This window comes from Geodermatophilus dictyosporus (assembly GCF_900115505.1).
Lineage (GTDB): Bacteria > Actinomycetota > Actinomycetes > Mycobacteriales > Geodermatophilaceae > Geodermatophilus > Geodermatophilus dictyosporus.
In genome coordinates, this window is the sequence record NZ_FOWQ01000009.1 from 34,718 (window position 1) to 58,914 (window position 24,197).

The following is a 24,197-nucleotide window of genomic DNA, read 5'->3' on the forward strand; positions in this document are numbered from 1 at the left end:
TTCTGGTCCGCAACCGAGTGGCCCGCCGTCATCTGCGCCCGTAGCAGTGTCGGGGAGGCCCCGCGGGCCTCCGGCCCGGGCCAGGATGGGGCCCCGCCCACCCGACAGGAGCCTGCCGTGACCGTGCCGCCCGCCGCCCAGTCCCAGCCCTCCGCCGCGATGGTGGTACCGCGCTTCGCCGTCCGCCAGCGGATCACCGTGATGGTCAACCGCTACGAGGTCCGCGCGGTGCAGCCCGACGGCAGCGAGGGCCACCTCCTGGCGATGGCCCAGCAGAAGCGGCTCAAGCTCAAGGAGGAGGTGGTGTTCACCGCCGACGAGGCGCGGACCCGCCCGGTCTTCTCCTTCCGGGCCCGCCAGCGGCTCGACGTGCACGCCGAGCACGACGTGTTCGACGAGTACGGGCAGGTGCTCGGCTCGTTCCGCAAGCGGTTCGGGGCCAGCCTGCTGCGCTCGACCTGGGAGCTGTCGGCGCCCGGCCTGCAGGCGATCGGCCGGGAGCGGCGGCCGTTCCTGGCGATCCTGCGGCGCATCTGGGAGTTCATCCCCTACCTCGGCGACCTCTGGGTGCCCTTCGTCTTCCACTTCGACTTCGTCGACACCGCCACCGGAGCGCCGGTGCTCGTCGTGGAGCGGCGCAAGAGCATCCGCGACCGCTACGACGTCCACGTCCCCGACCCGCGGCTGGACTTCCGCGTGGCCGCCTCGATGGCCGTGGCCCTCGACGCCCTGCAGAGCCGGTGACCTCCACCGGCGACCTCACCGACTCGAGTGGCGACTTCACCGACGACTTCGACGGCGACGACCTCGACCGCGACGTCTGGGTCCCCCACTACCTGCCGCAGTGGAGCTCGCGGGCGGCCACCGCGGCGTGCTACGAGGTCCGCGACTCCTGCCTGCGGCTGTACCTGCCCGAGGAGGCGCCGCTGTGGTGCCCTGGCGACCACCCGCCGCTGCGGGTCTCGGGCATCCAGTCCGGCGTCTTCTCCGGGCCGGTCGGCAGCACGGTCGGGCAGCAGCCGGTGCGGCCGGGCGCCGTCGTCCGCGAGGAGCAGCCGGCGCACTGGGGGTGGACGCCGCGGTACGGGCGGCTGGAGATGCGGGCCCGCGCGACCGTGACGCCGCGGTCGATGGTCGCCTGGTGGCTGGTCGGCCTGGAGGACGTCCCGGAGCGTTCCGGCGAGCTGTGCGTGGTGGAGGTGTTCGGCGACGCCGTCGACCCGGTCGAGGGGGCCGCCGTCGGCGCGGGCACCCACCCCTTCCGCGACCCGCGGCTGCCCGAGGACTTCGCCGCCCCTCGGCCGGGGATCGACGTGGCCGACTGGCACACCTACGCCGTCGACTGGCGTCCCGACGGCGCGACGTTCGCCGTGGACGGGCGGGTGCTGCGCGAGGTCGCGCGCACCCCCGACTACCCGGTGCAGGCGATGCTGGCCGTCTTCGACTTCCCGGACGAGGCGGTGCCGGGGGAGCCCTACGTCGTCCCCGAGCTCGTCGTCGACCGGATCGGCGGCGGCTGAGCCTCAGGCCGGCAGCGGGAAGACCAGCAGCGAACTCGACGCCGTGGCCACCTGCCTGCCGGCCGCGTCGAGCACCTCGCCCTCGGCGAAGGCGACCCGCCGGCCGGGCTTGACCACCCGGCCGACGGCGGTCAGCGGCCCGCTGGCCTGGGTCACCGCCCGCAGGTAGGTGACCTTGAGCTCGATGGAGGTGTAGCCGACGCCGTGCGGCAGCGTGGTGTGCACCGCGCACCCCGCGACGGAGTCCAGCAGCGTGCAGACCAGCCCGCCGTGCACGACGCCGATCGGGTTGTAGACCGACTCGTCGACGGCGCAGCGGAACTCGACCCGGCCCTCCTCGACGACGGCCACGTCCATCTGCACCAGCGCCGCGATCGGCGGCGGCGGCAGGAGGCCGTCGCGCACGGCCCGCAGCGCCTCCAGCCCCGAGCGCTCCCGCCCGCCGGCCGCGGTGACCATCGGGTCGTGCCAGCGGACGGTGCGCGTGCGCGGCTCGCCCCACGACCCCGGGGCGGCGACCGGTGACCCCGGGACGGCGTCAGTGCTCATGGCCGTGCTCCTCGGCGGGCAGGCCCGACAGCACCCGGCCGGCCGGGGTGAGCACCCGCTCGACCCGGCTCTCGTTGACCGGCTCGCCGCACGTCCGGCACACCCACGCGGCATCGACGGGGTGCGCCCCGTGCCCGGCCGGCGCGTGCTGCAGGCGCACCGGCGGCTCCTCGGCGGCCCACCGGTCGCCCCACTGCAGCAGCGCCTGCAGCACCGGCAGCAGGTCGCGGCCCGACGCGGTGAGGTGGTAGCCCGAGCGCGGCGGCGAGTCGCTGTACTGCCGCCGCTCCAGCACGCCGGCGGCGACCAGCGCGTTGAGCCGGGCGGTCAGCCGGTCGCGGGGTGCGCCGGTGCCCCGCACGATGTCGCTGAAGCGGTGGTTGCCCAGCGACACCTCCCGGACGACGAGCAGCGCCCACCGCTCACCCACCAGCTCCAGCGCGGCGGCGATCGAGCAGGGGCGCCCCGGGAGGGAGGCCAGGTCGAACGAGGCGGTCACACCCGTCAGTTTGCCGGTCGAACCGACATCGCGCCACTGCCCCGGGACGGCGACGGGCGGGGACCCGTGGTGGGTCCCCGCCCGAGGCGAGGTGCTGGAACGGCCCCCTCGCAGTGCTGGAACGGCCCTCCTGCAGGGTCCCAGCCCGAGCGTCAGCGAGGGGTGGGGGGCAGGAGGGTCCTTCAGCTCTTCGGCCGCGCGCCGGCGCGCAGGGCGCCGAGGAGGTCGTGGTTGAGCCGCGAGATGTTCTCCATCGAGATGCCCTTCGGGCAGCTGGCGGAGCACTCACCGATGTTCGTGCAGCCGCCGAAGCCCTCGAGGTCCTGCTGGTGGATCATGTTCACGACGCGGTCGTCGCGCTCGGGCTGGCCCTGCGGCATGAGCCCCAGGTGCACGACCTTCGACGACGTGAACAGCATCGACGAGGCGTTCGGGCAGGCCGCCACGCAGGCGCCGCAGCCGATGCAGGTGGCGGCGTCGAACGCGGCGTCGGAGTCCTTCTTGGCGACCAGGATCGAGTGCGCCTCGGGCGCGGTGCCGGTCGGGGCGCTGATGTAGCCGCCCGCCTGGATGATCCGGTCCAGGGCCGAGCGGTCGACGGCGAGGTCCTTGATCAGCGGGAACGCCGTCGCCCGCCACGGCTCGACGTCGATCGTGTCGCCGTCCTTGAACGACCGCATGTGCAGCTGGCAGGTGGCCGTCTGCGGGTGCGAGTCGAACAGGCCGTTGCCGTGGGCGCGGCCGTTGATCATCACGCCGCAGGAGCCGCAGATGCCCTCGCGGCAGTCGTGGTCGAAGGAGACCGGGTCCTCGCCGTCGAGGATCAGTTGCTCGTTGAGGACGTCCAGCATCTCGAGGAACGACATGTCGGGGGAGACGTCGGCGACCTGGTAGGTCACCATCTTCCCCTTCTCTGCCGCACTCCGCTGACGCCAGACACGCAGCTTGAGGTTCATTACTTGTAGCTCCGCTGGGCGAGGTGGACGTACTCGAACTCGAGGGCTTCCTTGTGCAGGACGGGCGGGGCGCCTTCCGGCGTCCACTCCCACGCGGCGACGTAGGCGTAGTTCTCGTCGTCGCGCAGGGCCTCACCCTCGGGGGTCTGGCTCTCGGCGCGGAAGTGCCCGCCGCAGCTCTCGTTGCGGTGCAGGGCGTCGACGCACATGAGCTCGGCGAGCTCGATGAAGTCGGCGACCCGACCCGCGTGCTCCAGGCTCTGGTTGAAGCGGCCCAGCTCGCCGGGCACCTTCACGTTGGTCCAGAACTCCTGCCGGATCTCGGGGATCCGGTCGAGGGCCTTGCGCAGGCTCTCCTCCGAGCGCTCCATGCCGCACAGGTCGAACATGAGCCGGCCGAGCTCGCGGTGGAACGAGGCCGTGGTGCGGGTGCCGTTGATCGACAGCAGCCGCTCGCTCTGCGCCCGCACGCCCTCGAGCGCCTCGACGGCGGCCGGGTGCTGCGGGTCGACCTTCTCGAAGGGGCCGGCGGCCAGGTAGTCGTTGATGGTGTTGGGCAGGACGAAGTAGCCGTCGGCCAGGCCCTGCATGAGGGCACTGGCGCCGAGCCGGTTGGCGCCGTGGTCGGAGAAGTTCGCCTCGCCGATCACGAACAGGCCGGGGATCGTCGACTGCAGGTCGTAGTCGACCCACAGTCCGCCCATCGTGTAGTGCACGGCCGGGTAGATCCGCATGGGGACCTCGTAGGGGTCCTCACCCGTGATCTGGGCGTACATGTCGAAGAGGTTGCCGTACTTGGCCTCGATGGCCGGCCGGCCCAGCCGCTCGGTGGCCTCGGCGAAGTCGAGGTAGACGCCCAGGCCGTTGGGGCCCACGCCGCGGCCCTCGTCGCAGACGTTCTTGGCCTGCCGCGAGGCGATGTCACGGGGCACGAGGTTGCCGAAGGAGGGGTAGATCCGCTCGAGGTAGTAGTCGCGCTCGTCCTCGGGGATCTCCCGCGGGTCGCGGGTGTCCCCGCGCTCCTTGGGCACCCACACGCGCCCGTCGTTGCGCAGCGACTCGCTCATCAGCGTGAGCTTCGACTGGTACTCGCCGTGCACCGGGATGCAGGTGGGGTGGATCTGCGTGTAGCAGGGGTTGGCGAACAGCGCGCCCCGCTTGTGCGCCCGCCAGATCGCCGTGGCGTTGGAGCCCTTGGCGTTCGTGGACAGGTAGAAGACGTTGCTGTAGCCACCGGTGGCGAGGACGACGGCGTCGGCGAAGTGCGTGCTGATCTCGCCGGTGATCAGGTTCCGCGCGACGATGCCGCGGGCCTTCCCGTCGACGACGATCAGGTCCAGCATCTCGGTGCGCGCGAACTGCTCGACGCTGCCGGCCGCCATCTGCCGCTCGAGCGCCTGGTAGGCGCCGTAGAGCAGCTGCTGGCCCGTCTGGCCGCGGGCGTAGAAGGTCCGCGACACCTGCGTGCCACCGAAGGAGCGGTTGTCGAGCAGGCCGCCGTACTCACGGGCGAAGGGCACGCCCTGGGCGACGCACTGGTCGATGATGGCGGCGCTGACCTCGGCCAGTCGGTGCACGTTGTTCTCGCGGGCGCGGAAGTCGCCGCCCTTGACCGTGTCGTAGAACAGCCGGTGCACCGAGTCGCCGTCGTTGCGGTAGTTCTTGGCGGCGTTGATGCCGCCCTGCGCGGCGACGCTGTGCGCGCGGCGCGGGCTGTCCTGGTACCAGAACGACTTGACCTTGTAGCCGGCCTCGCCGAGCGTGGCGGCAGCCGCGCCGCCGGCCAGGCCGGTGCCGACGACGATGACGGTCAGCTTGCGGCGGTTGGCCGGGTTGACCAGCTTCGCGCGGAAACGGCGCTCGCTCCAGCGCTCACCGATCGGGACGTCCATCGGGGCCTTGGTGTCGGCGATGGGGGCGCCGACGGTGAACAGTTCGAGGGCCATGACGAGTGCTCCTACTCGATGATGCCGACGAGGACGCTGAGCGGCGGGATGAGGAAGCCCGCGGTCAGCACCACGGCGAACACCGTGGCGAAGGCGTTGACGGTGCGCTCGCGCGTCTTGTTGCTCTGCCCCAGCGTCTGGGTGGCGCTCCAGACGCCGTGCCGGAGGTGGAAGCCCAGGGCCAGCAGCGCCACGACGTAGACCAGGGTGACGAACGGGTTGGAGAAGCCGGCGATCGCGCGGTCGTAGGGCGTCGCGTCGTGGCCCGCCGGGTTCGCCACACCGAGCGTGAGGTCGAGGATGTGGTAGACGATGAACAGCCCGAGGATGACGCCGCCCCAGCGCATGGTCCGCGAGGCGTAGCTCTGCGCCACCTGCTTGCGCGCCACGTACTGCTGGGGGCGGGCCCGCTTGGCCTGGCGCCACAGCGAGATGGCCGCCCAGATGTGCGCGGCCACCGCGACGAGCAGGACGAGGCGGATGATCCACAGGACGGTCTGTCCCGGGACGGCCGGCTCGCCGATGCGGCGGATCCACTCGGAGTACCCGTTGAAGGTCTCCGCGCCGGCGAAGAGCTTCAGGTTCCCCACCATGTGTGCGACCAGGTACAGGACCAGGATGATCCCGCTGACCGCCATCACGACCTTCTTGAAGACCGAGCTGGTCTTCGCTGCCTTCGGGGTCCTGCGCTGGCCCGAGTGCGTCACCGTCACCACGACTCAAAGTTAGGCTCCATAACCCGGTTGCGGCCACGTGAACACGCAGTGACTCACCTCATGTAAGGGAACCCTCAGCGCAGGTCAGGACGTTGGTGGTCGCTCGCCGGGCGTGGCAGCGTTCCGGCACCACCACCCGATCGGAGGAGGACGCGTGGCAGGACCGACCCGGGGGTTCCTCGGCAGGCGGCGCGAGCGGGATCCGCGGCTGCCGCCCGGTCAGTACGACGCCGGCGCCGACTGGCCGGTGCTCACGGCCGAGCCGACACCGCGCATCGCGCCGGAGACCTGGAGCATCACCGTCGACGGCCGCGTCGAGAGCCCGACGACGTGGTCGTGGGACGACGTCCACCGGCTGCCGGCCTCGGAGTACCGCGGCGACATCCACTGCGTGACGACGTGGTCGAAGTTCGACACCCACTTCGCCGGCGTCAGCGTCGACACGCTGCTCGAGGCCGCCCGGCCGACCGCCGACGCGCACTTCGTCATGGCGACGGCCAAGACCGGCTACACCACCAACCTGCCGCTCGAGGACGTCACCGGCGGGCGGGCGTGGCTGGTGTGGGAGTTCGACGGCAAGCCGCTGCCGATCGAGCACGGCGGCCCCGTGCGGCTGCTCGTCCCGCACCTCTACTTCTGGAAGAGCGCCAAGTGGGTCACCCGGCTGACCCTCCTGCAGCGCGACCAGCAGGGCTTCTGGGAGCAGAACGGCTACCACGACCGGGGCGACCCCTGGCGCGAGCAGCGCTACCAGGGTGACTGAGCCGACGCTGGGGCTCGGCGGTCGCCGGGCCCCGGCCGGCGGCTGGCGCACCGCGACGGTGGCCGCGCTCGACCGGCCGACGCCGCGCGGGGTGCGGCTGCTCCTCGACGTCCCCCACCGGGTCGAGCACCTGCCCGGGCAGCACTACGTCGTCCGGCTCACCGCCGAGGACGGCTACCGCGCGCAGCGCTCCTACTCGGTGGCCTCGCCGCCCGGTGACCCGCAGGTGGAGCTGTTCGTCGAGCGGCTCGAGGACGGCGAGGTGTCGGGCTACCTCGCCGACGTCGTCGAGCCCGGCGACGTGCTCGAGGTCCGCGGCCCCATCGGCGGCTGGTTCGTCTGGGACGGCCGCGGCCCGGCGCTGCTGGTGGGCGGCGGCAGCGGCGTCGTCCCCCTGGTGTCGATGCTGCGCACCGCCCGCGACCGGGGCCGGCCGGACCTGCTGCGGGTCGCGGCGGCGGCGCGCACCCGCACGCTGCTGCCCTACGCCGACGAGCTGGCCGGTGCCGGTGCGCTGCTGGCGCTCAGCCGCGAGGCGAACGGCGTCCGCCGGCCGGGCCGGCTCACCGCGGCCGACCTGGTGCCCCTGGTCGAGCCCGGGCAGACCGCCTTCGTCTGCGGGTCGGCGTCCTTCGCCGAGGCCGCGAGCCGGCTGCTGGTCGACGAGCTGGGGATGGCGCCGGCCGACGTCCGGGTGGAGCGCTTCGGTCCGAGCGGCGGCCCGGCCGCCTGAGGGCCGGCCGGACCCGGCCTCCCCGGCGGCCGGTGGCGCCGACGATGATCGAGGCCATGCCGAGCGCCGAGCCGACCGCCGGGGCCACCGCCGGGCCGACCCTCGAGGTGACCGCCGTCGACGCCGTCGACCCGGAGCTGCGGCGCCGGCTCCTGGCGTGCTGGACCGACGTCACCAACGCCGGCGGCGCGGTGGGCTTCGTCCCGCCGGTCACCGCCGACGACGTCGCCCCGGTGCTCGACGCGCTGCTCGAGCGGGTGCGGCAGGGCCGCGAGCGGCTGGTGGTGCTGCGGGTGGACGGCGAGCCGGCCGGCTGGGCGGTGCTGTCGCTGTCGCTCAGCCCGCTGCGCCGGCACTGGGCCACGGTGCTGCGCGTGCAGGTGCACCCGAGCCGGCAGGGGCGGGGGCTGGGCCGGGTGCTGCTGTCGGGGGTCCACGACGTGGCGCGCGCCCAGGGCCTGGAGATGCTGCACCTGACCGTGCGCAGCGGCTACGGCCTGGAGCGGTTCTACGCGGGCCTGGGCTACCGCGAGTTCGGCCGGATGCCCGGCGCGATCCGGGTGGCACCGGGCGACGACCGCGAGGAGGTCCACCTGGTGGTCACCCTCGGGCCGCCGGCTCAGCCCGCGGGCTGAGCCGCGGGGTCGACCCCGTCGACCGTCCCCCGCGAGGACAGCACCGCGAGCCGGGCGAACAGCTCCTCGGCGTACCAGCCCTCCTGCGCGGTCCGGGTGACCACCGCCGCGTGCGGCGCCCGGTCGTAGGCGAAGGCGTTGAGCGCCGCGGCGGAGTCCCAGACGCTGAAGGTGCCCTGCAGGCCCAGCGGCGCCTCGCCGATGCCGACGGCCATCCGCAGGCCCGGCGCGGTGTGCAGGTCGGCCGACACCGGCGGCACCGCCGACCAGAACCTCGCCGCCCGGCGCAGCACCAGCCGCGCGCGGGTGACCGCCGCGACCGGCCCGTCCCAGCGCTGCGGCCGCGGGGAGCCGAACGGCTCACGGCCCGACCACCGGCCGCGCGCGACCAGCGGGCGCAGCCGCACCGACCACTCCTCGTCGGCGATGCGGCGCCAACTCGCGGCGACCGAGCCGTCGTCCAGGGCGTCGGCGGCGGCCTCGTCGTCCCACACGGCCAGCAGGCCCCACCGGCGGGGGTCGGCGTCGCGGACGGTGAAGGTGCGCCCGTCGCCGGTGCCCAGCAGCTTGGCGAAGCGCAGGCCGGGCGTGCGGGCCAGCGCCGGGCGCACCGACGCCATCCGCAGCGCCGCCCGCGGCACCGCCCGGCCGGGGACGCCCCACAGGTGCAGGGTCACCAGTGGCTGCGGGGTCACGGGTCCATCCTCCACGTCGTGCGCGGTGCCGACCGGTCGGTTGACCGGCGGGACCGGGGGTAACCGGCGCGCATGCCACGGGCGGAGGACGGGGAGGGCGACGGCTGGACCCGCCCGGGCGTGGGGTCGGACCCGGCCCGGGACCCGGAGGTGGCCGAGAAGCCCGTCGAGGAGACGCTCACCCGGGCGATCGACGAGGGCCGGCGCCGCATCTCGCGGAAGACCTGGCCGCTGCTCGCCACGGGGGTGCTCGGGGGCATCGACGTCGGCACCGGTGTGCTCGCCCTGCTGTTCGTCGAGCACGAGACGCAGAGCGTCGTGCTCGCCGGCCTGGCCTTCAGCATCGGCTTCGTCGCGCTGAGCCTGGCGCGCAGCGAGCTGTTCACCGAGGACTTCCTCGTGCCCGTCACCACGGTCATCGCCCGGCAGGCGCGCTTCCGCATGCTGCTGCGGCTGTGGGCGGGGACGCTGGCCGCCAACCTCGTCGGCGGGTGGCTGTTCACCTACCTGGTCATGAAGGGGTTCCCGCAGTTCGCCGACACGGCGATCAAGGCGGGGCACCACTACGTGCAGCTCGGGCTGGGGGTGACGGCGTTCTCGCTGGCCGTCCTCGGCGGGACCGTCATCACCCTGATGACGTGGATGCAGCACACGACCGAGTCGGCAGGGCTGCGGCTGGTCCCCGCGGTCACCGGCGGCTTCCTCCTCGCCGGCGCCCAGCTCAACCACGCCGTCGTCAACTCGCTGCTGATGTTCGCCGCGCTGCACACCGGCCGTGCGCCGTTCGGGTACCTCGAGTGGCTCCAGACCGCGGGACTGGCGGCGGCCGGGAACATCGTGGGCGGGGTCCTGCTCGTCACGCTGCTGCGGGTCCTCCAGTCGCCGCACACCGTGCAGCGCGAGCGGGAGGAGCCCGCGGCCGGGGTGCCGATGGGCGACGACGCGCGGCACGACCCCGACGCGCGCAGCGACCGGCCGACGAGCGAGCCGGGGATCTAGCGCGGGCCGAACGCCACCGCACGGAACGCGCCGAACACCGCCGGGGGAGCGGGGGAGTCCCACATCTGGTTGGTGAGCAGCACCGCCGTCGTCCCGGTGACGGGGTCGGTCCACCAGGAGCCGCCCAGGCCGCCGTCCCAGCCGTAGGAGCCGGCGTGCCGGCCGCCGGGCTCGTCGGTGCGCCGGACGCCGAGGCCGAGTCCCCAGCCGCCGCCCTCGTCGTCGACCGGGCCGACCTGCTCGGTGAGCATCGCGCGCACGGTGTCCGCACCGAGCACCGGGGCCCCGCCGGTCCGCAGCGCGCGGCCGAGGGCGGCGAGGTCGTCGACCGTGGACACCAGCCCGTCGGCACCGTCGGGGAAGGCCGGCAGCGAGGTCCACTGGCCGTCGGCGGGGTCGTACACCCGGCGGGCGCCGGCGTCGTCCGGCGGGGTCCAGTGCGGGCCGAACCGGTCCCGGGCGTGCGCGGGCACGGCGAAGCCGGTGTCGTTCATGCCCAGCGGGGTGAGCACCCGCTCGGCGAGCACCTCGGGCAGCGGCCGGCCGGCGGCCCGGGCGAGGAGGACGCCGAGCACGCTGGCACCCACGTGGTACAGCCAGCGCTCGCCGGGCTGGTGGGCCAGCGGCACGGTGGCGACCCGGCGCAGCCACTCGTCGGGCGGGGGTGCGCCCTGCGGCGCCGGTGGCCCGGCGGGCAGGCCGGTGGCGGCGAGGGCGGCCACCGTCGGCGTCGGCCACGGCGCCGTGAAGTCGATGCCCAGGCCCAGGCGGAACGTGAGGACGTCGCGGACCGTGATCGGACGCCGGGCGGGCACCGTGCCGGCGGCCGCGTCGGCGGGGTCGGCCAGCACCCGCCGCCCGGCGAGCTCGGGCAGGTGGCGGTCCACCGGCTCGTCGAGGCCGAGCGTGCCGTCCTCGACCAGCGTGAGCGCGGCGACCGCGACCACGGGCTTGGTCACCGAGGCGATGCGGAAGACCGCGTCCGGCGTCAGCGCGTCGCCCCCGGCCGGGGCGTGCGCGCCGGCCGCGCCACGGGCCACCTCACCGTCGCGCTCGACCCGCCAGGCCGCGCCCGGCACCTCGCCCGCGGCCACCGCCCGCGCCACCGCCTGCTCCACGTCCCGCGCCAACCCCATGGGGGGACGACCGGAGCCGGGACGCGGACTCATCGGTGCGGCACCATCCGGGCATGACCGCGCCCGGCCCCGTCGAGGAGTACCTGGCCGCGCTGCCCGCGGAGGCGTGGGCGGCGCTGGAGCAGGTCCGCGCCGCCGTCCTGCGGGGCATGCCCGGCGCCACGGAGACCATCCGCCACGGCATGCCCGCCGCGGTGCTCGGGGGCCGCTACGGCCTGCACCACGCCGCGTGGGGGAAGCACGCGGCGCTCCACCCGGTGCCGGTGTTCGACGGGGGATCGAGGCCGCGGTGGCGCCGCTGCGCTCCGGCGAGGACGCCGTCCACCTCCGCTACGGCCGCCCGGTGCCCGCTGACCTGGTCGAGCGGATCGCGTCCGCGGTGGCCGCCCTCCGCAGCGACGACAGGTAGCGGCGGGTCGCGAGCCCCTGCACGAGACGGGCCACCGGCGGCACCGCCCGGGCGACGGGCGTGGCCAGCCGCGAGAACACCCGGATGGTCGCGACGACGTCGCCGTCGCCGGTCAGCCGCACGGTGAAGCGCTCCTCGCCGCTCTCCGGGTGCCCGGGCAGCGTGCCGTAGGCGAAGCCGCGCTCGTCGCCGGTGGGCTGCGCCCACACCACCCGGCACGGGATGTCGTAGCCGAGCCGCGGCAGCCCCGCCGTCAGCACGACGACCGTGCCCACCTCGCGGGGCGACCCGGTCGCGCGCACCCGCAGGCCCACGCTGCGCTGCGGCGTCCAGTCGAACACCGCCGCCGCGACCCGCTCGAGGGTCTCTCGCCCGGAGCCGACCACCTCGGTCCACTCGCCGTGCAGGTAGCCGGCCGGCAGCTCGGCGTCCCCGGTGGCGCCGACCTCGGCGTAGGTGAGCGGGGTGTCACGGAGGTCGGCGGGGGAGACGGCGCGGAGGAGGCCCATGCACCGAGTCTGCGACGCCGCGCCGTCCGGCCGCGCCGATCAGCGTGCGCGGGCGAGGTCCCGGCTCCCCGCGGCCAGCGGCTCGCCCTCGGACCCGCGGACGCCGTAGCGGGCGTAGAACCGCCTCAGCGGCTCCGGCGCCCACCAGTTCGCCCGGCCGAGGAGCCGCATGGTGGCCGGCACCAGCAGCGCCCGCACGACCGTCGCGTCGACCACGATGGCGATGAGCATCGCCACCCCGATCATCTTGATCAGGACGACGTCGGAGACGGAGAAGGCGCCGATCACCACGATCAGCAGGAGCGCCGCGCTGGTGATGATGCCGCCGGTGCGCTGCAGCCCGGTGGCCACGGCGGCGGTGTTGTCGCCGGTGAGGTCGTACTGCTCCCGGATCCGGGACATGAGGAAGACCTCGTAGTCCATGGACAGCCCGAAGACGATGGCCAGCACCAGGATCGGCGAGGTGGCCTCGACGAACCCGGTCGGCGTGAAGCCCAGGAACCCGGAGAGGTTCCCGTCCTGGAAGATCCACACCAACGCGCCGAAGGACGCGCCCAGCGACAGGACGTTCATCAGCACGGCCTTGAGCGGCAGCACGACCGAGCCGAAGGCCACGAAGAGCAGGACGAACGACGTCGCCGCCACGAGGAGGGCCATCCACGGCAGCAGGTCGCCGAGGCTGTCGAGCAGGTCGGCGTACACCGCGCCGGGGCCGCCGACGAGGACCTCGGCGCCGTCCGGTGCGGGCACCTGCCGGACCGCCTCCACCAGGTCCCGGCCCTCGCTCCCCATCGCGTTCACGTCCGCGGCGATCACCACCCGTGCCGTGCTCCCGGCGACCTCGGCGACCGTGGCCCCGTCCACCCGCGGGACGCCACCGACCGCGTCGACGTAGGACTGCAGCGCCGCGCTGCCCTCCGGCGTGTCGGCAGGACCGGTGAGGGTGAGCACCGCCTCGACCGGCCCAGACGGGCTCGGCGGGAAGTCCTGCTCGATCGTCTCGGCGACGACCCGGCTCTCCGCGTCCTCGGGCATGGCGCGCACGTCGATGCCCCCGAACTCCGCGCGCGTGAACGGCAGGGCCAGCGCGACGAGCAGTGTCCCCACGACCAGCGTGTACAGCACCGGACGGCGCATGACGCTGTGCGCGATGCGGTACCAGGCCCCGTCGCGTTCGACGTCGGCGTGCGCCGGGCGCCGTCGCCGGCGGACGAGGCGCCGCACCGACAGGGCGTCGACGCGGGGACCGAGGACGGCCAGCAGCGCCGGCAGCAGGGTGAGCGCGGCGAGCATCGCGATGAACACGGCACTCATCCCGCCGAAGCCCATCGAGCGCAGGAACACCTGCGGGAAGACCAGCAGGCCGGCGAGCGAGACCGCGACGGTGACGCCGGAGACGGCGACCGTGCGCCCGGCGGTCGCCATGGTCCGGGCGAGCGCGTCCTCCACGGTGGCCTGCCGGCGGACCTCCTCGCGGAACCGGCTGACCACGAACAGCCCGTAGTCGATGGCCAGCCCGAGGCCGAGCACGGTGACCACGTTGACCGCGAAGATCGACACGTCGGTGACCAGTCCGAAGGCGCGCAGGGCCGCGAAGGAGCCGAGGATCGCGGTCACGCCGATCGCCAGGGGCAGGGCGGCCGCGGCGAGGCCACCGAAGATGACGACGAGCAGGATCGCCAGGACCGGCAGCGAGATCGTCTCCGCCGTCGCGATGTCCTCGCTCACCAGGACGTTCATGTCCCGGTTGAGGGTCACCTCGCCGCCGAGCCGGGTGGTCAACCCGGGGACGGCCAGGTCGCCCTCGATGGCGTCGAGGACGTCCTCCCGCTCGTCCTCGTCGCCACGCAGGCTGAGGACGGCGTAGGTGCTGCGCCGGTCCTCGCTCACCAGGAAGGCCGCGCCCGTGTCGAACCAGGACACGGTGCGCAGCACGTCGTCCTCGGGCAGGGCGCCGAGCGTGGCGGTGACCGCCTCGGCGTAGGCCGGGTCGTCGACCGTCGTCGACCCGCTCGAGTACAGGACGACGACGTCGGCCGCACTGCGGCCCAGCTCGCGCTCGGCCAGTTCCCCGGCCCGCGCACTCTCGCTGTCGGGGTCGGAGAAGCCGCCGCCGGTCATCTCGCCGAAGACGCCGGTGCCCCAGACGCCGGCGAAGACGACGAACGCCAGGGAGAGCGCCAGGACCCAGCGGCGCCGGTGGTACACGGTGCGACCCAGTGCCTCGAACACGGACCCTCCCTGCTCCCGGTGGCGGCTGGTCAGGTGCCCGACGGGCGACGGCAGTCCGGCGCCTGCCGCGGTCGTCGGGGTCCGGGACCGGCCGGTGCCCGATGACCGGGAGTCCCCGGCCACCCGTCCGGGGGGCGCGGGTGCGGTGACGGTCGTCCCGGCGACACGGTGCCCGTCAGCTCGGCGGTGCGGCCGTCACGGTCCTCGTCCACGTCCGCCCCCCGCGTCCGCTCTCGCCGGACCGGCCACGACGGCGGTCCCGACGCCCGGACGGGAGCATGACGGCCCGACCCGCCGCAGGGAACGGGGTACGGCACGGTGTCCCGGGTCGACGACGGCCCGCAGCCCGGCGTCCCCGTGGCGCCGACCTCGGCGCAGGTGGACGGCGCGTCGCGCAGGCCCTCGGGCGACGCGGCCCGGGACAGGCCCGTCGCACCGGTGGGGACCGCGTAGGTTGACCGGCACTGTGCTGCCCGCCGTCACCGCCACCCGCTACGTCACCCCGCTGCGCGAGGGTGGCTCGCTGCCCGGGCTCATGGAGGCCGACGACCTGGGGACCTACGTGGTCAAGTGGCGCGCCGCCGGGCAGGGCGTGCGGGTGCTCGTCGCCGAGGTGGTGTGCGGCGAGCTGGCCCGGGCGCTGGCCCTGCCGGTGCCCGCGCTGGTCACCGTCGACGTCGCCCCGCAGCTGGCGGTGGGGGAGCCCGACCCCGAGGTGCAGGAGCTGCTGCAGCGCTCGGCGGGGCTCAACCTGGGGCTGGACTACCTGCCCGGCGCGCTGGACTTCGAGGCCGGCGCCGGCCAGGTGGACGCCGAGCTGGCCGGCCGCGTGCTCTGGTTCGACGCGCTGGTGGGCAACGTCGACCGCTCCTGGCGCAACCCGAACATGCTGTTCTGGCACGGCCGGCTGCAGCTCATCGACCACGGCGCGGCGCTGACGTTCCACCACCACTGGCCCGGCGCGCGGGCCGCCGTCGCCCGGCCCTACGACGCCTCGCAGCACGCGCTGCTCGAGTGCGAGCCCGACGTGCGCGCCGCCGACGCCGCCCTCGCCGGCCGGGTCACCCGCGCCCTGCTCGACGGCGTCCTCGGCCAGGTGCCCGACGACTGGCTCGAGGGCCCCTCGCCCGACGACGCCCCCGACGACGTCCGCGCCCGCTACGCCGACCAGCTGCTGGCCCGCCTCGCCGCGCGCGACGCCTGGCTCCCCGGGGTGGTGGCCGCGGCCGCGGCCGGGGGCAGCCGCCGCCGGGCCCCGCGCGGGGAGAACCGCCCCGCCTGGCTCGGCCCCCCGCCACCGCCCGGGGTGCGCCAGCGGTGAGCCGGGAGACCTTCGAGTACGCCGTGCTGCGCGTGGTGCCGCGGGTGGAGCGGGGCGAGGTGCTCAACGCCGGCGTCCTCGTCTACTGCCGCCAGTTCGACTACCTGGGCAGCCGCGTGCACCTCGACGCCGACCGGCTGCGCGCGCTGGACCCGACCGCCGACCCCGAGGCGATCCGCCGGGCGCTGCAGGCCGCCGCCGACGTCTGCGCGGCCGACCCCGCCGCGGGGGCCGCCGGCCGCGAGGCGCTGGGCTCGCGGTTCCGCTGGCTGACCGCGCCGCGCAGCACGGTGGTGCAGCCCGGGCCGGTGCACACGGGTCTCACCGAGGACCCCGACGCCGAGGCCGACCGCCTGCTACACCTGCTGGTGCTTCCGGTCGAGGGGTGAGCGGTCCACGGGCGGGCGGACGACGTCCGGACCGAGCCCGGCCGACCCGTCCTCCTCGGGTGGACGTCGGTCCCGGCGGGCGGGCCGGCTGACGGACAGGACCGGCACCGTGAGCCACACGATCGCACCGAGCAGCTTGGCGCCGTCCTCCGCGATGAGGATCTGACGGTGGACGACCTGGTCGAACAGGACCGAGACGGCGAGGAGCGCACCCCCGCACAGCAGCGCGGTCGTCGGCCCGCGCCGGCCCCCACGGAGGAACAGGACCAGGAGCAGTGCGGCGGTCACGGCGTACACCAGCAGGAAGGCCTTCTGCGGGACGCCGTTGTCCGGGCCGACGGCCTCGTGCAGCTGGAGGGCGTCGTCGGCCGCGAGGGCGAGGACGAAGGCGGCCAACGTGCCGAGCCGGGCGCGCTCCCCCGGTTCCAGCCACGCGACGAGCACGGCCAGCCCGGCGACGGTCGCCCACACCATGGCGTTGAGCTGGCTGACCGAGCCCGTGTACCACGGCAGGTCGGCCAGCGCGGGTCCGTCCCGGGTGAAGACGGCGACCGGCTCGTCGAAGAAGGCCGACGCCAGCAGGGTCAGCGCCAGGACCAGCCCTCCGGCGATCAGCGCGACGAGGACGACCTTCCAGGACGACAGGCTGGACGGATCGCGGTGAGAGCGGTTCCAGAGGTCGGCTGAGGAGGCCTGTCCGTTGCGCACCCGAGAACTCTAGGTGACGCCACGGTCACGGAGACGTCCCTCGAACGGGCGAATCGCGTGCCGGTCCGGCCTCGGCGAGCAGCGGGCCGCTGCGGGGAGGCGCCTGGACGGACCCGGTCACCCGGGCAGCAGTGCGTCGATCCGGCGGGCCAGCTCCAGGTCGAGGTCGGTCACGCCCGACGCGGAGTGGCTGACCAGCGTCAGGTGCAGCGTGCGCCAGCGCAGGTCGACGTCGGGGTGGTGGTCCATGGCCTCGGCGACGAAGCCGATCCGCACGATCGCGGCCACGGCGTCGGCGAAGCCGGGCAGCTCGACGCTGCGGCGGATGCCGTCGGCGCCGCCCGACCACTGCGGCAGCTCCCGCAGGGCGGCGGCGACGGCGTCGGGGGACAGGCGCGGCGGTCGGGGCACCCCGCCATCCTGCCGTGCTGGGACGAGGTCCTCCGTCAGAGGTGCAGGCCGCACTCCGTCTTGCCGCGGCCGGCCCAGCGCCCGGCACGCGGGTCCTCACCGGGGGACACGGGGCGGGTGCACGGCGCGCAGCCGATCGAGGCGTAGCCGATCTCCTGCAGCGGGTTGACCGGCACCTGGTGCTCGGCGAGGTAGGCGTCGACGTGCTCCTGCGTCCACGCCGCCAGCGGGTTGACCTTGACCATGCCGCGCTTGGCGTCCCAGTCGACGACCTTCGTGCCCGCGCGGGTCGCCGCCTCGTCGCGGCGCACGCCCGAGCCCCAGGCGGCGTAGCCGGCCAGCGCCTGCGCCAGGGGCTGGACCTTGCGCAGCGAGCAGCACAGGTCGGGGTCGCGCTGGTGCAGCTCGGGCCCGTGCTCGGCGTCCTGCTCGGCCACCGTCCGCGGCGGCGTCACGTTCACCAGGGTGATCGGCATGACCCCGCTGACCCAGTCGCGGGTGCCGATCGTCTCGGCGAAGTGGTAGCCGGTGTCGAGGAAGACCACGTTCACCCCGGGGACGGCGCGGCTGGCCAGGTGCGCCAGCAGCCCGTCGGCCATCGACGAGGTGATCGCGAAGTCGTCGCCGAAGGTCTCCCCGGCCCACCGCAGCACGGCGAGGGCCTGCTCGACGGGGTCGGCGATGCCCTCGAAGCGGGCGTCGGCGTCGGCCGCGAGCTCCGGCGTCGGCGCCACGGGCCGGATCTCGTCCACCGCTGTCACTCCTGCACCCCCGTCGCGATCAGGCGGACCGAGAAGGCCCGCAGGCAGGCACCGCAGCGCCAGCCCTCCTCGTACGGGGTGAGGTCCTCGTCCCCGCAGTACGGGCAGTGGAACACGGGCAGCGGGCGCTGCCTTCCCGCGGGAGACGGCTTCCCCTCGGTCACAGCAGCCAGGCCTCCTCGGCGCGGGAGACGTAGTGCGCGAAGGACTCGCCCGGGGTGCGCCGCTCGAGGAACCCGCGCAGCACCCGCTCGCAGTAGTCGGCGGTCTCGGCCTTGGTCACCTTGTGGCCGCGGAACTTGCGGCCGAAGGTCGCCTCCACCCCGAGGTGGCCGCCCAGGTGCACCTGGAAGCCCTCGACCATCTCGCCGTTGTCGTCGCGGACCATCGAGCCCTTGAAGCCGATGTCGGCGGTCTGGAACCGCGCGCAGCTGTTCGGGCAGCCGTTGACGTTGATGCCGACGGGGGTGTCGAAGTCCGGCAGCCGCTTCTCGAGCTCGGCGTAGAGGTCCTGCGCGTGCTGCTTCGTCTCGACGATCGCGAGCTTGCAGAACTCCAGGCCGGTGCAGGCCATGGTGCCGCGGCGGAAGGCGCTGGGCCGCACCTGCAGGTCGTGGGCGGCGAGCGCCTCGACCAGCGCCTCGACCCTCTCGTCCGGCACGTCGAGGATGACCAGCTTCTGCTGCGTCGTCGTCCGGATGCGCCCCTCGCCGTACTCGTCGGCGAGGTCGGCGATGGTGGTGAGCAGCGAGCCGCTGATGCGGCCGGTGCGCAGCGCGAAGCCGACGGCGTTGCGGCCGTCCTTCTGCCGGCTGACCCCGACGTGGTCACGCTGGTCGTGCTTGGCCGGCGCGGGGGCCGGGCCGTCGGGCAGCGCCTCGCCGAGGTACTCGTCCTGCAGCACCTGGCGGAACTTCTCCGGGCCCCAGTCGGCCACGAGGAACTTGATGCGGGCGCGGTTGCGCTGCCGGCGGTAGCCGTAGTCCCGGAAGACCGCCGTGCAGGCCGCCCAGACGTCGGTCACCTGGTCGGGCCGGACGAACACGCCGATCCGCTGGGCGAACATCGGGTTGGTCGACAGGCCGCCGCCGACCCACAGGTCGTAGCCGGCCTCGCCGGCCTCGTTGCGCACGCCGACGAACGAGACGTCGTCGATCTCGGGCTCGGTGCAGTGGTCGACGCAGCCGGACATCGACGTCTTCCACTTGCGCGGGAGGTTGCTGAACTCGGGCGAGCCCACGTACTTCTCGACGGTCGCGGCGATGACGTCGGTCGCGTCGACGACCTCGTCCTCGAGGATCCCGGCCAGGGGGCAGCCGAGCATGACGCGCGGGACGTCGCCGCAGGCCTCCATCGTGCTCAGGCCGACCGACTCCAGCCGGCGCCAGATCTCGGGCACGTCCTCGATGCGGATCCAGTGGTACTGCACGTTCTGCCGGTCGGTCACGTCGGCGACGTCGCGGCCGAACTCCGTGCTGATGCCGCCGAGGACCCGCAGCGCGTCGCTGGTCAGCTGACCGCCGTCGATGCGCGCCCGCATCATGAAGTAGGAGTCCTCGAGCTCCTCGGGCTCCAGCACGGCGGTCTTGCCGCCGGGGATGCCCTGGGCGCGCTGGGTGTAGAGGCCCATCCAGCGCATCCGCCCGCGCAGGTCGCTGGGGTCGATGCCGCCGAAACCGGTGTGCGCGTAGATGTCGAGGATGCGCTGGCGCACCTCGAGGCCGTCGGAGTCCTTCTTCATCCGCTCGTTGGGGTTGAGCGGCTCCCGGTAGCCCAGTGCCCACTGGCCCTGGCCACGCTGGGGGGCGTCGCGGCGCGGCGGCCGGTTGGTCGTACGGGGGGTGGTCACGGTGGCACTTCCTCCTGCGCCGCCCGCCGCGGCGCCGGACCGGACGGGGAGGGCGCTGCCGGATCGGGGGCGCAGCGGGTGCTGCGGTGGGACCTCGGTGTCAGCGCGCGGGGCGACAGACGGCGCTGCTCACCAGCGCCAGGTCGATGTGACGGCGCGCGACGAGGAGCAGGGCGCGACCGGACACGCCTCCCATGGTCGCACACGCGCGGCCGTGGCCGCGGTCACGTCAGGCGGCCGACGACGCGCCGCCGTCCCCGTCCATGGCCGCGCGGATCCGGGCCACCGACTCCGCCAGCGGGGTGACCGACGTGTCGATCACCAGCTCGGCGCGGGCGGGCGGCTCGTAGGGGTCGTCGACGCCGGTGAAGCCGGTGAGCTCGCCGGACCGCGCGCGGGCGTAGAGGCCCTTGACGTCGCGGGCCTCGCAGACCTCCAGCGGGGTGGCCAGGTGCACGAGCACGAACCGGCCGTGTCGCTCGACCAGCGCCCGGGCCTCCTCGCGCGCCTGCTCGTAGGGGGCGATCGCGGCCACGACGACGGTGCCGCCGTGCCGGACCACCTCGCCGGCGACGAAGCCGATCCGCCGGATGTTGAGGTCGCGGTGCTCCCGGGAGAAGTCCAGCTCGCTGGACAGGTGGGTGCGGACGACGTCGCCGTCCAGGACCGTCACCGGCCGTCCCTCGGCCTCCAGCCCGGCGACCAGGGCGTCGGCCACGGTCGACTTGCCCGCGCCGGACAGGCCGGTGAGGAAGACGGTGACGCCACCGTGCTGCGCGCTGCTCACCCCCCGAGTCTCGCCCAGGGGCGCCGGGCGCCGTCCCGCGGGGCTCAGTCGGCGACGCGGTCGTCGCTGAAGGAGCGCCAGGCGCTCTCGACCGCGGCCAGCTCCGCCACCGGGTCGGGCAGCCGCCCGGCGACGACGTCGGCCAGCGTGACCTCCTCCAGCACCCGCCGGTAGGCGGCGCGGGCGGCGACCCAGACGCTGGCCAGTTCCGCGGCGGCGCCGGGGTAGCTGACGTCCTCGGGGCGCTGCCCGTGCACCTCGGCGAGGAAGCCCTGCTCCACCCGCATGACGCGGGCGATGGAGATCTCCGACGCCGGCAGCGCCAGGCGGTAGCCGCCCTCCCGGCCCCGCTGGCTGGTGACCAGCCGCGCGTGCTGCAGGTCGCCGAGGATGCCCTGCAGGAAGCGCGACGGGATGTCCTGCGCGGTGGCGATCCGGTCGCAGGTCAGGCTGCCGGGTGCCGCGGCGGCCAGCTCCAGGGCGGCGCGGACGGCGTAGTCGACCCGGGCCGTGATGCGCACCGTGCTCCCTCCTGCGGACTCCTCCGGGAGCCCATCCTGCCCCGTCTGCGAGGGTGGCGGCGTGTACCGGCTGCGCTTCACCACGATCGTGGCAGCGCCGCTCACCGTCGCCTTCGACGTCGCCCGCGCGCTGGGGCGCCCCTGGCCGGTGCCGCTGGAGGAGGTCGAGTCGCTCCGGCCGGTGTGCGACGTGTACGCCGCCGGTCCCGGCGGGGCCTGGCGCTCGCTGGTGCACACCCGCCGGTTCACGGCCACCGGTGCGGGCACCCGCGTCGACGAGCAGGTCGAGTGGGAGACCGTCCTGCCCGGCCCACTGGGCGCGCTGGCCGACCGGACGGTGCTGCGCCGGCGGGTGGCCCGGTCGATGCGCCGGCACCTGGACGGCTACGCCGCGGCGGCGGCCCGGCAGGCGCTCGACGTCGTCCAGGTGGTGGGCGCGGCGATCGTGCGCGGGGACCGGGTGCTCGTGGCGCAGCGCGGTGGGAGCGGACCGCTGGCCGGCCGCTGGGAGTTCCCCGGCGGCAAGGTCGAGCCGGGGGAGGACGACCTGGCCGGGCTGGTCCGCGAGTGCGCGGAGGAGATGGCTGTCGCCGTCGTGCCGCAGACCTTCCTCGGGGAGGTGCTCCTCGACGGCGCCGTCGCGGGTGGCGTGCCGGGCACCTCGACGCTGCGGGTGTGGTCGGCGCGCCTGGTGGAGGGGGAGCCGGTGGCCCACGAGCACCGCGAGCTGCGCTGGGTGACCGCCGCCGAGCTCGGCGCCCTCGACTGGATCCCCGCCGACCGCCCGCTGCTCCCCGCGGTCCGCGGACTGCTGACCGGCCCCTGAACACGGCCGCGCCCCCGCCCCGGTCGTGCCGGGGCAGGGGCGGGTGACGTGCTGGTCCTTCGACTACTTGAAGACGTCCTTGACCTTCTCGCCGGCCTGCTTGAGGTTGCCGGCGGCCTTGTCGTTGGCGCCCTCGGCCTGCATCTCGCGGTCGCCGGTGGCCTCGCCCACGCGCTCCTTGCCCTCGCCGGACAGCTCCTGGACCTTGTTCTTCGCCTTGTCGATGCCGCTCACGGGTGAGCTCCTCTCCTCGGGTCACCGACGGTTACCCCGGACGGGGCGGTCGGACACGCGGGTCCCTTCGAAGGCGTAAGTCCTGCGGGGGTATCGTCCTCGCGCCGCAACACCTGTCGTCCCGAGGGCGGCAGACCGCGGTCGTTGCGGCACGGGGCGCCGAGGTCGTGAGCCTGGGTCACAAATCGGTGACGGTCGTGGACGGTCCTCACCGGGCGTGCCTAGGGTCGCGACCGGCGTTCCGGCCGTCGCGGGCGCTCCGTCCCGCAACGCGCCGTTGCCCGGCCTCGCGCCGGGGTGCGCACCAACCAGTCCGTTCCCCCCGCACACACGCGGGACGAGGGAGGCAACGCACGTGAAGTTGAGCAAGCGCCGGTCGGCGCTCGTCGCGGCCGGGATCTCCGGCGCGCTGCTGCTGTCCGCCTGTGGTGGCGGCGGCAGCGACGACAGCAGCAGCTCCGGCGGCTCCGGTGCCGGCGCCGAGGGTGGCACCTTCAGCGTCTACATCGGCGAGCCCGAGAACCCGCTCGTCCCGGGCAACACGGCCGAGTCCGAGGGCGACCAGGTCATCAGCTCGCTGTGGACGGGCCTCGTGCGCTACACCGAGGAGGGCGAGGTCGACTACAGCGGCGTCGCCGAGTCGATCGAGTCCGAGGACAACACCACCTGGACCGTCACGCTCAAGGACGGCTGGACCTTCCACGACGGCTCGCCGGTGGACGCCGAGTCCTTCGTCAACGCGTGGAACTACACCGCCTACAGCCCGAACGCCCAGGGCGCGGCGTCCTACCTCGCGCGGATCCAGGGCTACGACGACCTGCAGGCCCCGGTCGACGAGGCCACCGGTGAGGCCACCGGCGAGCCGGCCGCCACCGAGATGAGCGGCCTGCAGGTCGTCGACGACCAGACCTTCACCGTGACGCTGTCCTCGCCGTTCTCCAACTTCCCGGCGATCACCGGCTACAACTCCTTCCACCCGCTGCCGCAGGCGTTCTTCGACGACCCGGAGGGCTTCGGCACCCGGCCGATCGGCAACGGCCCGTTCCAGGCGGAGGAGGACTTCGTGCCGGGCCAGGGCGTCACCCTGACCCGCTACGACGACTACGCCGGTGAGGACGCCGCCGTGGCCGACTCCGTCGAGTACGTCGTGTACGCCGACGTCAACACCGCCTACACCGACGTGCAGGCCGGCAACCTCGACATCGTCGACGTGATCCCGCCCGACGTCATCGAGTCGGCCGAGTCGGAGTTCGGTGACCGGTTCATCCGCACCGAGTCCTCGCAGATCACCTACATCGGCTTCCCGACCTACGACGAGCGCTTCGCCGACCCGCGGGTCCGCCAGGCCTTCTCGATGGCCATCGACCGGGAGGCGATCTCCGAGGCGATCTTCCAGGGCACCCGCGCCCCGGCCGACTCGTTCATCCCGCCGGTCATCGACGGCTACCGCGAGGGCAGCTGCACCTACTGCACCCTCGACGCCGACCAGGCCAACCAGCTGCTCGAGGAGGCCGGCTTCGACAAGAGCCAGCCCGTCGACCTGTGGTTCAACGCCGGCGCCGGCCACGACGCGTGGATGGAGGCCGTGGGCAACCAGCTCCGCGACAACCTCGGCGTCGAGTACACGCTGCAGGGCAACCTCGAGTTCGCCGAGTACCTGCCGCTGGCCTCGTCGCAGGGCCTCACCGGTCCGTTCCGCATCGGCTGGAGCTTCGACTACCCCGCCGCGGACAGCTACCTGACCCCCCTGTTCACCCAGGCGGCGTTCGGGCCGGCCGGCTCGAACTACTCCTTCTACTCGAACCCCGAGGTCGAGGAGCTGCTCGTCGCCGGTGACCAGGCGGAGAGCCCCGAGGCGGGCCTGGAGGACTACCAGGCAGCCGAGGACATCATCGCCGAGGACATGCCGATGGCGCCCATGTTCTTCACCGAGATCCAGTCGGTGACCTCCGAGAACGTGAGCAACGTCCGGCTGGACCTCTTCCAGCGGATCGTCACCTCCGAGGTCACCGTCAACAGCTGACCTCACCCCGCAGGACCCGCACCACCCGCCGGGGGCGCCCGTCCGACCAGGACGGTCGCCCCCGGCGGCG

At 74.2% G+C, this 24,197-nt stretch carries 27 protein-coding genes; 10 read left to right on the plus strand and 17 right to left on the minus strand.

Features of this window, described 5'->3' with window-relative positions; translation table 11 throughout:
- Window positions 1–117: 117 nt before the first annotated feature.
- Both BMZ33_RS18875 and BMZ33_RS18880 read left to right on the plus strand, forming a co-directional pair.
- Complete coding sequence (locus BMZ33_RS18875) at window positions 118–744, plus strand: LURP-one-related family protein (RefSeq protein WP_169064557.1); 627 nt, start codon at window positions 118–120, stop codon at window positions 742–744.
- Window positions 741–1,520 (plus strand): glycoside hydrolase family 16 protein, encoded by a 780-nt coding sequence (locus BMZ33_RS18880; protein WP_091114670.1) that lies wholly within the window; start codon window positions 741–743, stop codon window positions 1,518–1,520. Before BMZ33_RS18875 ends, BMZ33_RS18880 begins: the two co-directional genes overlap by 4 nt.
- Window positions 1,521–1,523: 3 nt before the next feature.
- Here the strand turns inward: BMZ33_RS18880 and BMZ33_RS18885 are convergent, their stop codons facing one another.
- The 5 genes from BMZ33_RS18885 to BMZ33_RS18905 all read right to left on the minus strand — a co-directional run bounded on the left by BMZ33_RS18885 (window position 1,524) and on the right by BMZ33_RS18905 (window position 6,186).
- Window positions 1,524–2,069 carry a PaaI family thioesterase gene (locus BMZ33_RS18885; RefSeq protein WP_091114673.1) on the minus strand — a complete coding sequence of 182 codons (546 nt, stop codon included), beginning with the start codon at window positions 2,067–2,069 and terminating at the stop codon, window positions 1,524–1,526.
- Complete coding sequence (locus BMZ33_RS18890) at window positions 2,059–2,568, minus strand: winged helix-turn-helix transcriptional regulator (protein WP_169064558.1); 510 nt, start codon at window positions 2,566–2,568, stop codon at window positions 2,059–2,061. Before BMZ33_RS18890 ends, BMZ33_RS18885 begins: the two co-directional genes overlap by 11 nt.
- A 182-nt stretch (window positions 2,569–2,750) precedes the next feature.
- Window positions 2,751–3,470 carry a succinate dehydrogenase/fumarate reductase iron-sulfur subunit gene (locus BMZ33_RS18895; protein ID WP_244524303.1) on the minus strand — a complete coding sequence of 240 codons (720 nt, stop codon included), beginning with the start codon at window positions 3,468–3,470 and terminating at the stop codon, window positions 2,751–2,753.
- A 53-nt stretch (window positions 3,471–3,523) separates the two neighbouring features.
- Window positions 3,524–5,470 (minus strand): fumarate reductase/succinate dehydrogenase flavoprotein subunit, encoded by a 1,947-nt coding sequence (locus BMZ33_RS18900; RefSeq protein WP_091114678.1) that lies wholly within the window; start codon window positions 5,468–5,470, stop codon window positions 3,524–3,526.
- 11 nt (window positions 5,471–5,481) lie between these two features.
- Window positions 5,482–6,186, minus strand: coding sequence for a succinate dehydrogenase cytochrome b subunit (locus BMZ33_RS18905; RefSeq protein ID WP_169064559.1), 705 nt, complete (start codon window positions 6,184–6,186; stop codon window positions 5,482–5,484).
- Between the two features lie 154 nt (window positions 6,187–6,340).
- Here BMZ33_RS18905 and BMZ33_RS18910 point away from each other — a divergent pair, with 154 nt between their 5' ends.
- From BMZ33_RS18910 to BMZ33_RS18920, 3 genes are read left to right on the plus strand one after another with little or no spacing between them, the layout of a single operon-like run.
- A complete protein-coding gene (locus BMZ33_RS18910) occupies window positions 6,341–6,949 on the plus strand; it encodes a sulfite oxidase-like oxidoreductase (RefSeq protein WP_091114682.1) in 609 nt (202 codons plus the stop codon).
- Window positions 6,942–7,682: an FAD-binding oxidoreductase gene (locus BMZ33_RS18915; protein ID WP_169064560.1), complete on the plus strand. Its 741-nt coding sequence runs from the start codon at window positions 6,942–6,944 to the stop codon at window positions 7,680–7,682. Before BMZ33_RS18910 ends, BMZ33_RS18915 begins: the two co-directional genes overlap by 8 nt.
- A 56-nt stretch (window positions 7,683–7,738) precedes the next feature.
- Window positions 7,739–8,317: a GNAT family N-acetyltransferase gene (locus BMZ33_RS18920; RefSeq protein WP_091115249.1), complete on the plus strand. Its 579-nt coding sequence runs from the start codon at window positions 7,739–7,741 to the stop codon at window positions 8,315–8,317.
- Here BMZ33_RS18920 and BMZ33_RS18925 read toward each other — a convergent pair.
- Window positions 8,302–9,012 carry a monooxygenase gene (locus BMZ33_RS18925; protein ID WP_091114686.1) on the minus strand — a complete coding sequence of 237 codons (711 nt, stop codon included), beginning with the start codon at window positions 9,010–9,012 and terminating at the stop codon, window positions 8,302–8,304. The two genes, BMZ33_RS18920 and BMZ33_RS18925, sit on opposite strands and share 16 nt — an antisense overlap.
- A 72-nt stretch (window positions 9,013–9,084) precedes the next feature.
- Between BMZ33_RS18925 and BMZ33_RS18930 the strand changes: the two genes are divergently transcribed.
- Window positions 9,085–10,011: a formate/nitrite transporter family protein gene (locus BMZ33_RS18930; RefSeq protein ID WP_091114691.1), complete on the plus strand. Its 927-nt coding sequence runs from the start codon at window positions 9,085–9,087 to the stop codon at window positions 10,009–10,011.
- On the opposite strand, the gene BMZ33_RS18935 is transcribed toward BMZ33_RS18930, so the two are convergent.
- The 3 genes from BMZ33_RS18935 to BMZ33_RS18945 all read right to left on the minus strand — a co-directional run bounded on the left by BMZ33_RS18935 (window position 10,008) and on the right by BMZ33_RS18945 (window position 14,297).
- Entirely contained in the window at window positions 10,008–11,147 is a 1,140-nt protein-coding gene (locus BMZ33_RS18935; protein ID WP_169064561.1) for a serine hydrolase domain-containing protein, read from the minus strand. The two genes, BMZ33_RS18930 and BMZ33_RS18935, sit on opposite strands and share 4 nt — an antisense overlap.
- Before the next feature lie 330 nt (window positions 11,148–11,477).
- Window positions 11,478–12,065 (minus strand): DUF1990 domain-containing protein, encoded by a 588-nt coding sequence (locus tag BMZ33_RS18940; protein WP_091114699.1) that lies wholly within the window; start codon window positions 12,063–12,065, stop codon window positions 11,478–11,480.
- Window positions 12,066–12,104: 39 nt separating this feature from the next.
- Window positions 12,105–14,297 carry an MMPL family transporter gene (locus tag BMZ33_RS18945; RefSeq protein ID WP_091115252.1) on the minus strand — a complete coding sequence of 731 codons (2,193 nt, stop codon included), beginning with the start codon at window positions 14,295–14,297 and terminating at the stop codon, window positions 12,105–12,107.
- Between the two features lie 466 nt (window positions 14,298–14,763).
- Between BMZ33_RS18945 and BMZ33_RS18950 the strand changes: the two genes are divergently transcribed.
- Window positions 14,764–15,618, plus strand: a complete 855-nt coding sequence (locus BMZ33_RS18950) for a HipA family kinase (protein WP_091114703.1) — start codon at window positions 14,764–14,766, stop codon at window positions 15,616–15,618.
- Complete coding sequence (locus tag BMZ33_RS18955) at window positions 15,615–16,007, plus strand: DUF3037 domain-containing protein (protein WP_091114707.1); 393 nt, start codon at window positions 15,615–15,617, stop codon at window positions 16,005–16,007. Before BMZ33_RS18950 ends, BMZ33_RS18955 begins: the two co-directional genes overlap by 4 nt.
- On the opposite strand, the gene BMZ33_RS18960 is transcribed toward BMZ33_RS18955, so the two are convergent.
- From BMZ33_RS18960 to BMZ33_RS18985, 7 genes are all read right to left on the minus strand, one after another.
- Complete coding sequence (locus tag BMZ33_RS18960) at window positions 15,975–16,715, minus strand: hypothetical protein (RefSeq protein WP_091114712.1); 741 nt, start codon at window positions 16,713–16,715, stop codon at window positions 15,975–15,977. The genes BMZ33_RS18955 and BMZ33_RS18960 overlap by 33 nt on opposite strands.
- Window positions 16,716–16,832: 117 nt before the next feature.
- A complete protein-coding gene (locus tag BMZ33_RS18965; protein ID WP_091114716.1) occupies window positions 16,833–17,126 on the minus strand; it encodes a 4a-hydroxytetrahydrobiopterin dehydratase in 294 nt (97 codons plus the stop codon).
- A 35-nt stretch (window positions 17,127–17,161) separates the two neighbouring features.
- Window positions 17,162–17,878, minus strand: a complete 717-nt coding sequence (locus BMZ33_RS18970; protein WP_169064562.1) for a phosphoadenylyl-sulfate reductase — start codon at window positions 17,876–17,878, stop codon at window positions 17,162–17,164.
- A gap of 5 nt (window positions 17,879–17,883) precedes the next feature.
- Complete coding sequence (locus BMZ33_RS22820) at window positions 17,884–18,051, minus strand: Insertion element protein (protein ID WP_136697355.1); 168 nt, start codon at window positions 18,049–18,051, stop codon at window positions 17,884–17,886.
- Entirely contained in the window at window positions 18,048–19,736 is a 1,689-nt protein-coding gene (locus BMZ33_RS18975) for a nitrite/sulfite reductase (RefSeq protein WP_091114719.1), read from the minus strand. The genes BMZ33_RS22820 and BMZ33_RS18975 overlap by 4 nt, the downstream gene beginning before the upstream one ends.
- Before the next feature lie 229 nt (window positions 19,737–19,965).
- Entirely contained in the window at window positions 19,966–20,523 is a 558-nt protein-coding gene (gene cysC / locus BMZ33_RS18980; RefSeq protein WP_091114724.1) for an adenylyl-sulfate kinase, read from the minus strand.
- Window positions 20,524–20,567: 44 nt separating this feature from the next.
- Window positions 20,568–21,044 (minus strand): RrF2 family transcriptional regulator, encoded by a 477-nt coding sequence (locus BMZ33_RS18985; RefSeq protein ID WP_091114727.1) that lies wholly within the window; start codon window positions 21,042–21,044, stop codon window positions 20,568–20,570.
- A 61-nt stretch (window positions 21,045–21,105) separates the two neighbouring features.
- Here BMZ33_RS18985 and BMZ33_RS18990 point away from each other — a divergent pair, with 61 nt between their 5' ends.
- Complete coding sequence (locus BMZ33_RS18990; RefSeq protein ID WP_169064563.1) at window positions 21,106–21,870, plus strand: NUDIX domain-containing protein; 765 nt, start codon at window positions 21,106–21,108, stop codon at window positions 21,868–21,870.
- Between the two features lie 63 nt (window positions 21,871–21,933).
- On the opposite strand, the gene BMZ33_RS18995 is transcribed toward BMZ33_RS18990, so the two are convergent.
- Window positions 21,934–22,104 carry a CsbD family protein gene (locus BMZ33_RS18995; RefSeq protein ID WP_091114730.1) on the minus strand — a complete coding sequence of 57 codons (171 nt, stop codon included), beginning with the start codon at window positions 22,102–22,104 and terminating at the stop codon, window positions 21,934–21,936.
- A gap of 355 nt (window positions 22,105–22,459) precedes the next feature.
- Here BMZ33_RS18995 and BMZ33_RS19000 point away from each other — a divergent pair, with 355 nt between their 5' ends.
- Window positions 22,460–24,127, plus strand: a complete 1,668-nt coding sequence (locus tag BMZ33_RS19000; RefSeq protein WP_091114734.1) for a peptide ABC transporter substrate-binding protein — start codon at window positions 22,460–22,462, stop codon at window positions 24,125–24,127.
- The last annotated feature ends 70 nt before the right edge of the window (window positions 24,128–24,197 follow it).

Bases quoted from the DNA above. Each gene is read 5' to 3' on its own strand.
- BMZ33_RS18885 (WP_091114673.1), bottom strand. From the start codon at position 2,069: ATGAGCACTGACGCCGTCCCGGGGTCACCGGTCGCCGCCCCGGGGTCG.
- BMZ33_RS18895 (WP_244524303.1), bottom strand. From the start codon at position 3,470: ATGGTGACCTACCAGGTCGCCGACGTCTCCCCCGACATGTCGTTCCTC.
- BMZ33_RS18900 (WP_091114678.1), bottom strand. From the start codon at position 5,470: ATGGCCCTCGAACTGTTCACCGTCGGCGCCCCCATCGCCGACACCAAG.
- BMZ33_RS18920 (WP_091115249.1), top strand. From the start codon at position 7,739: ATGCCGAGCGCCGAGCCGACCGCCGGGGCCACCGCCGGGCCGACCCTC.
- BMZ33_RS18930 (WP_091114691.1), top strand. From the start codon at position 9,085: ATGCCACGGGCGGAGGACGGGGAGGGCGACGGCTGGACCCGCCCGGGC.
- BMZ33_RS18935 (WP_169064561.1), bottom strand. From the start codon at position 11,147: ATGGGGTTGGCGCGGGACGTGGAGCAGGCGGTGGCGCGGGCGGTGGCC.
- BMZ33_RS18940 (WP_091114699.1), bottom strand. From the start codon at position 12,065: ATGGGCCTCCTCCGCGCCGTCTCCCCCGCCGACCTCCGTGACACCCCG.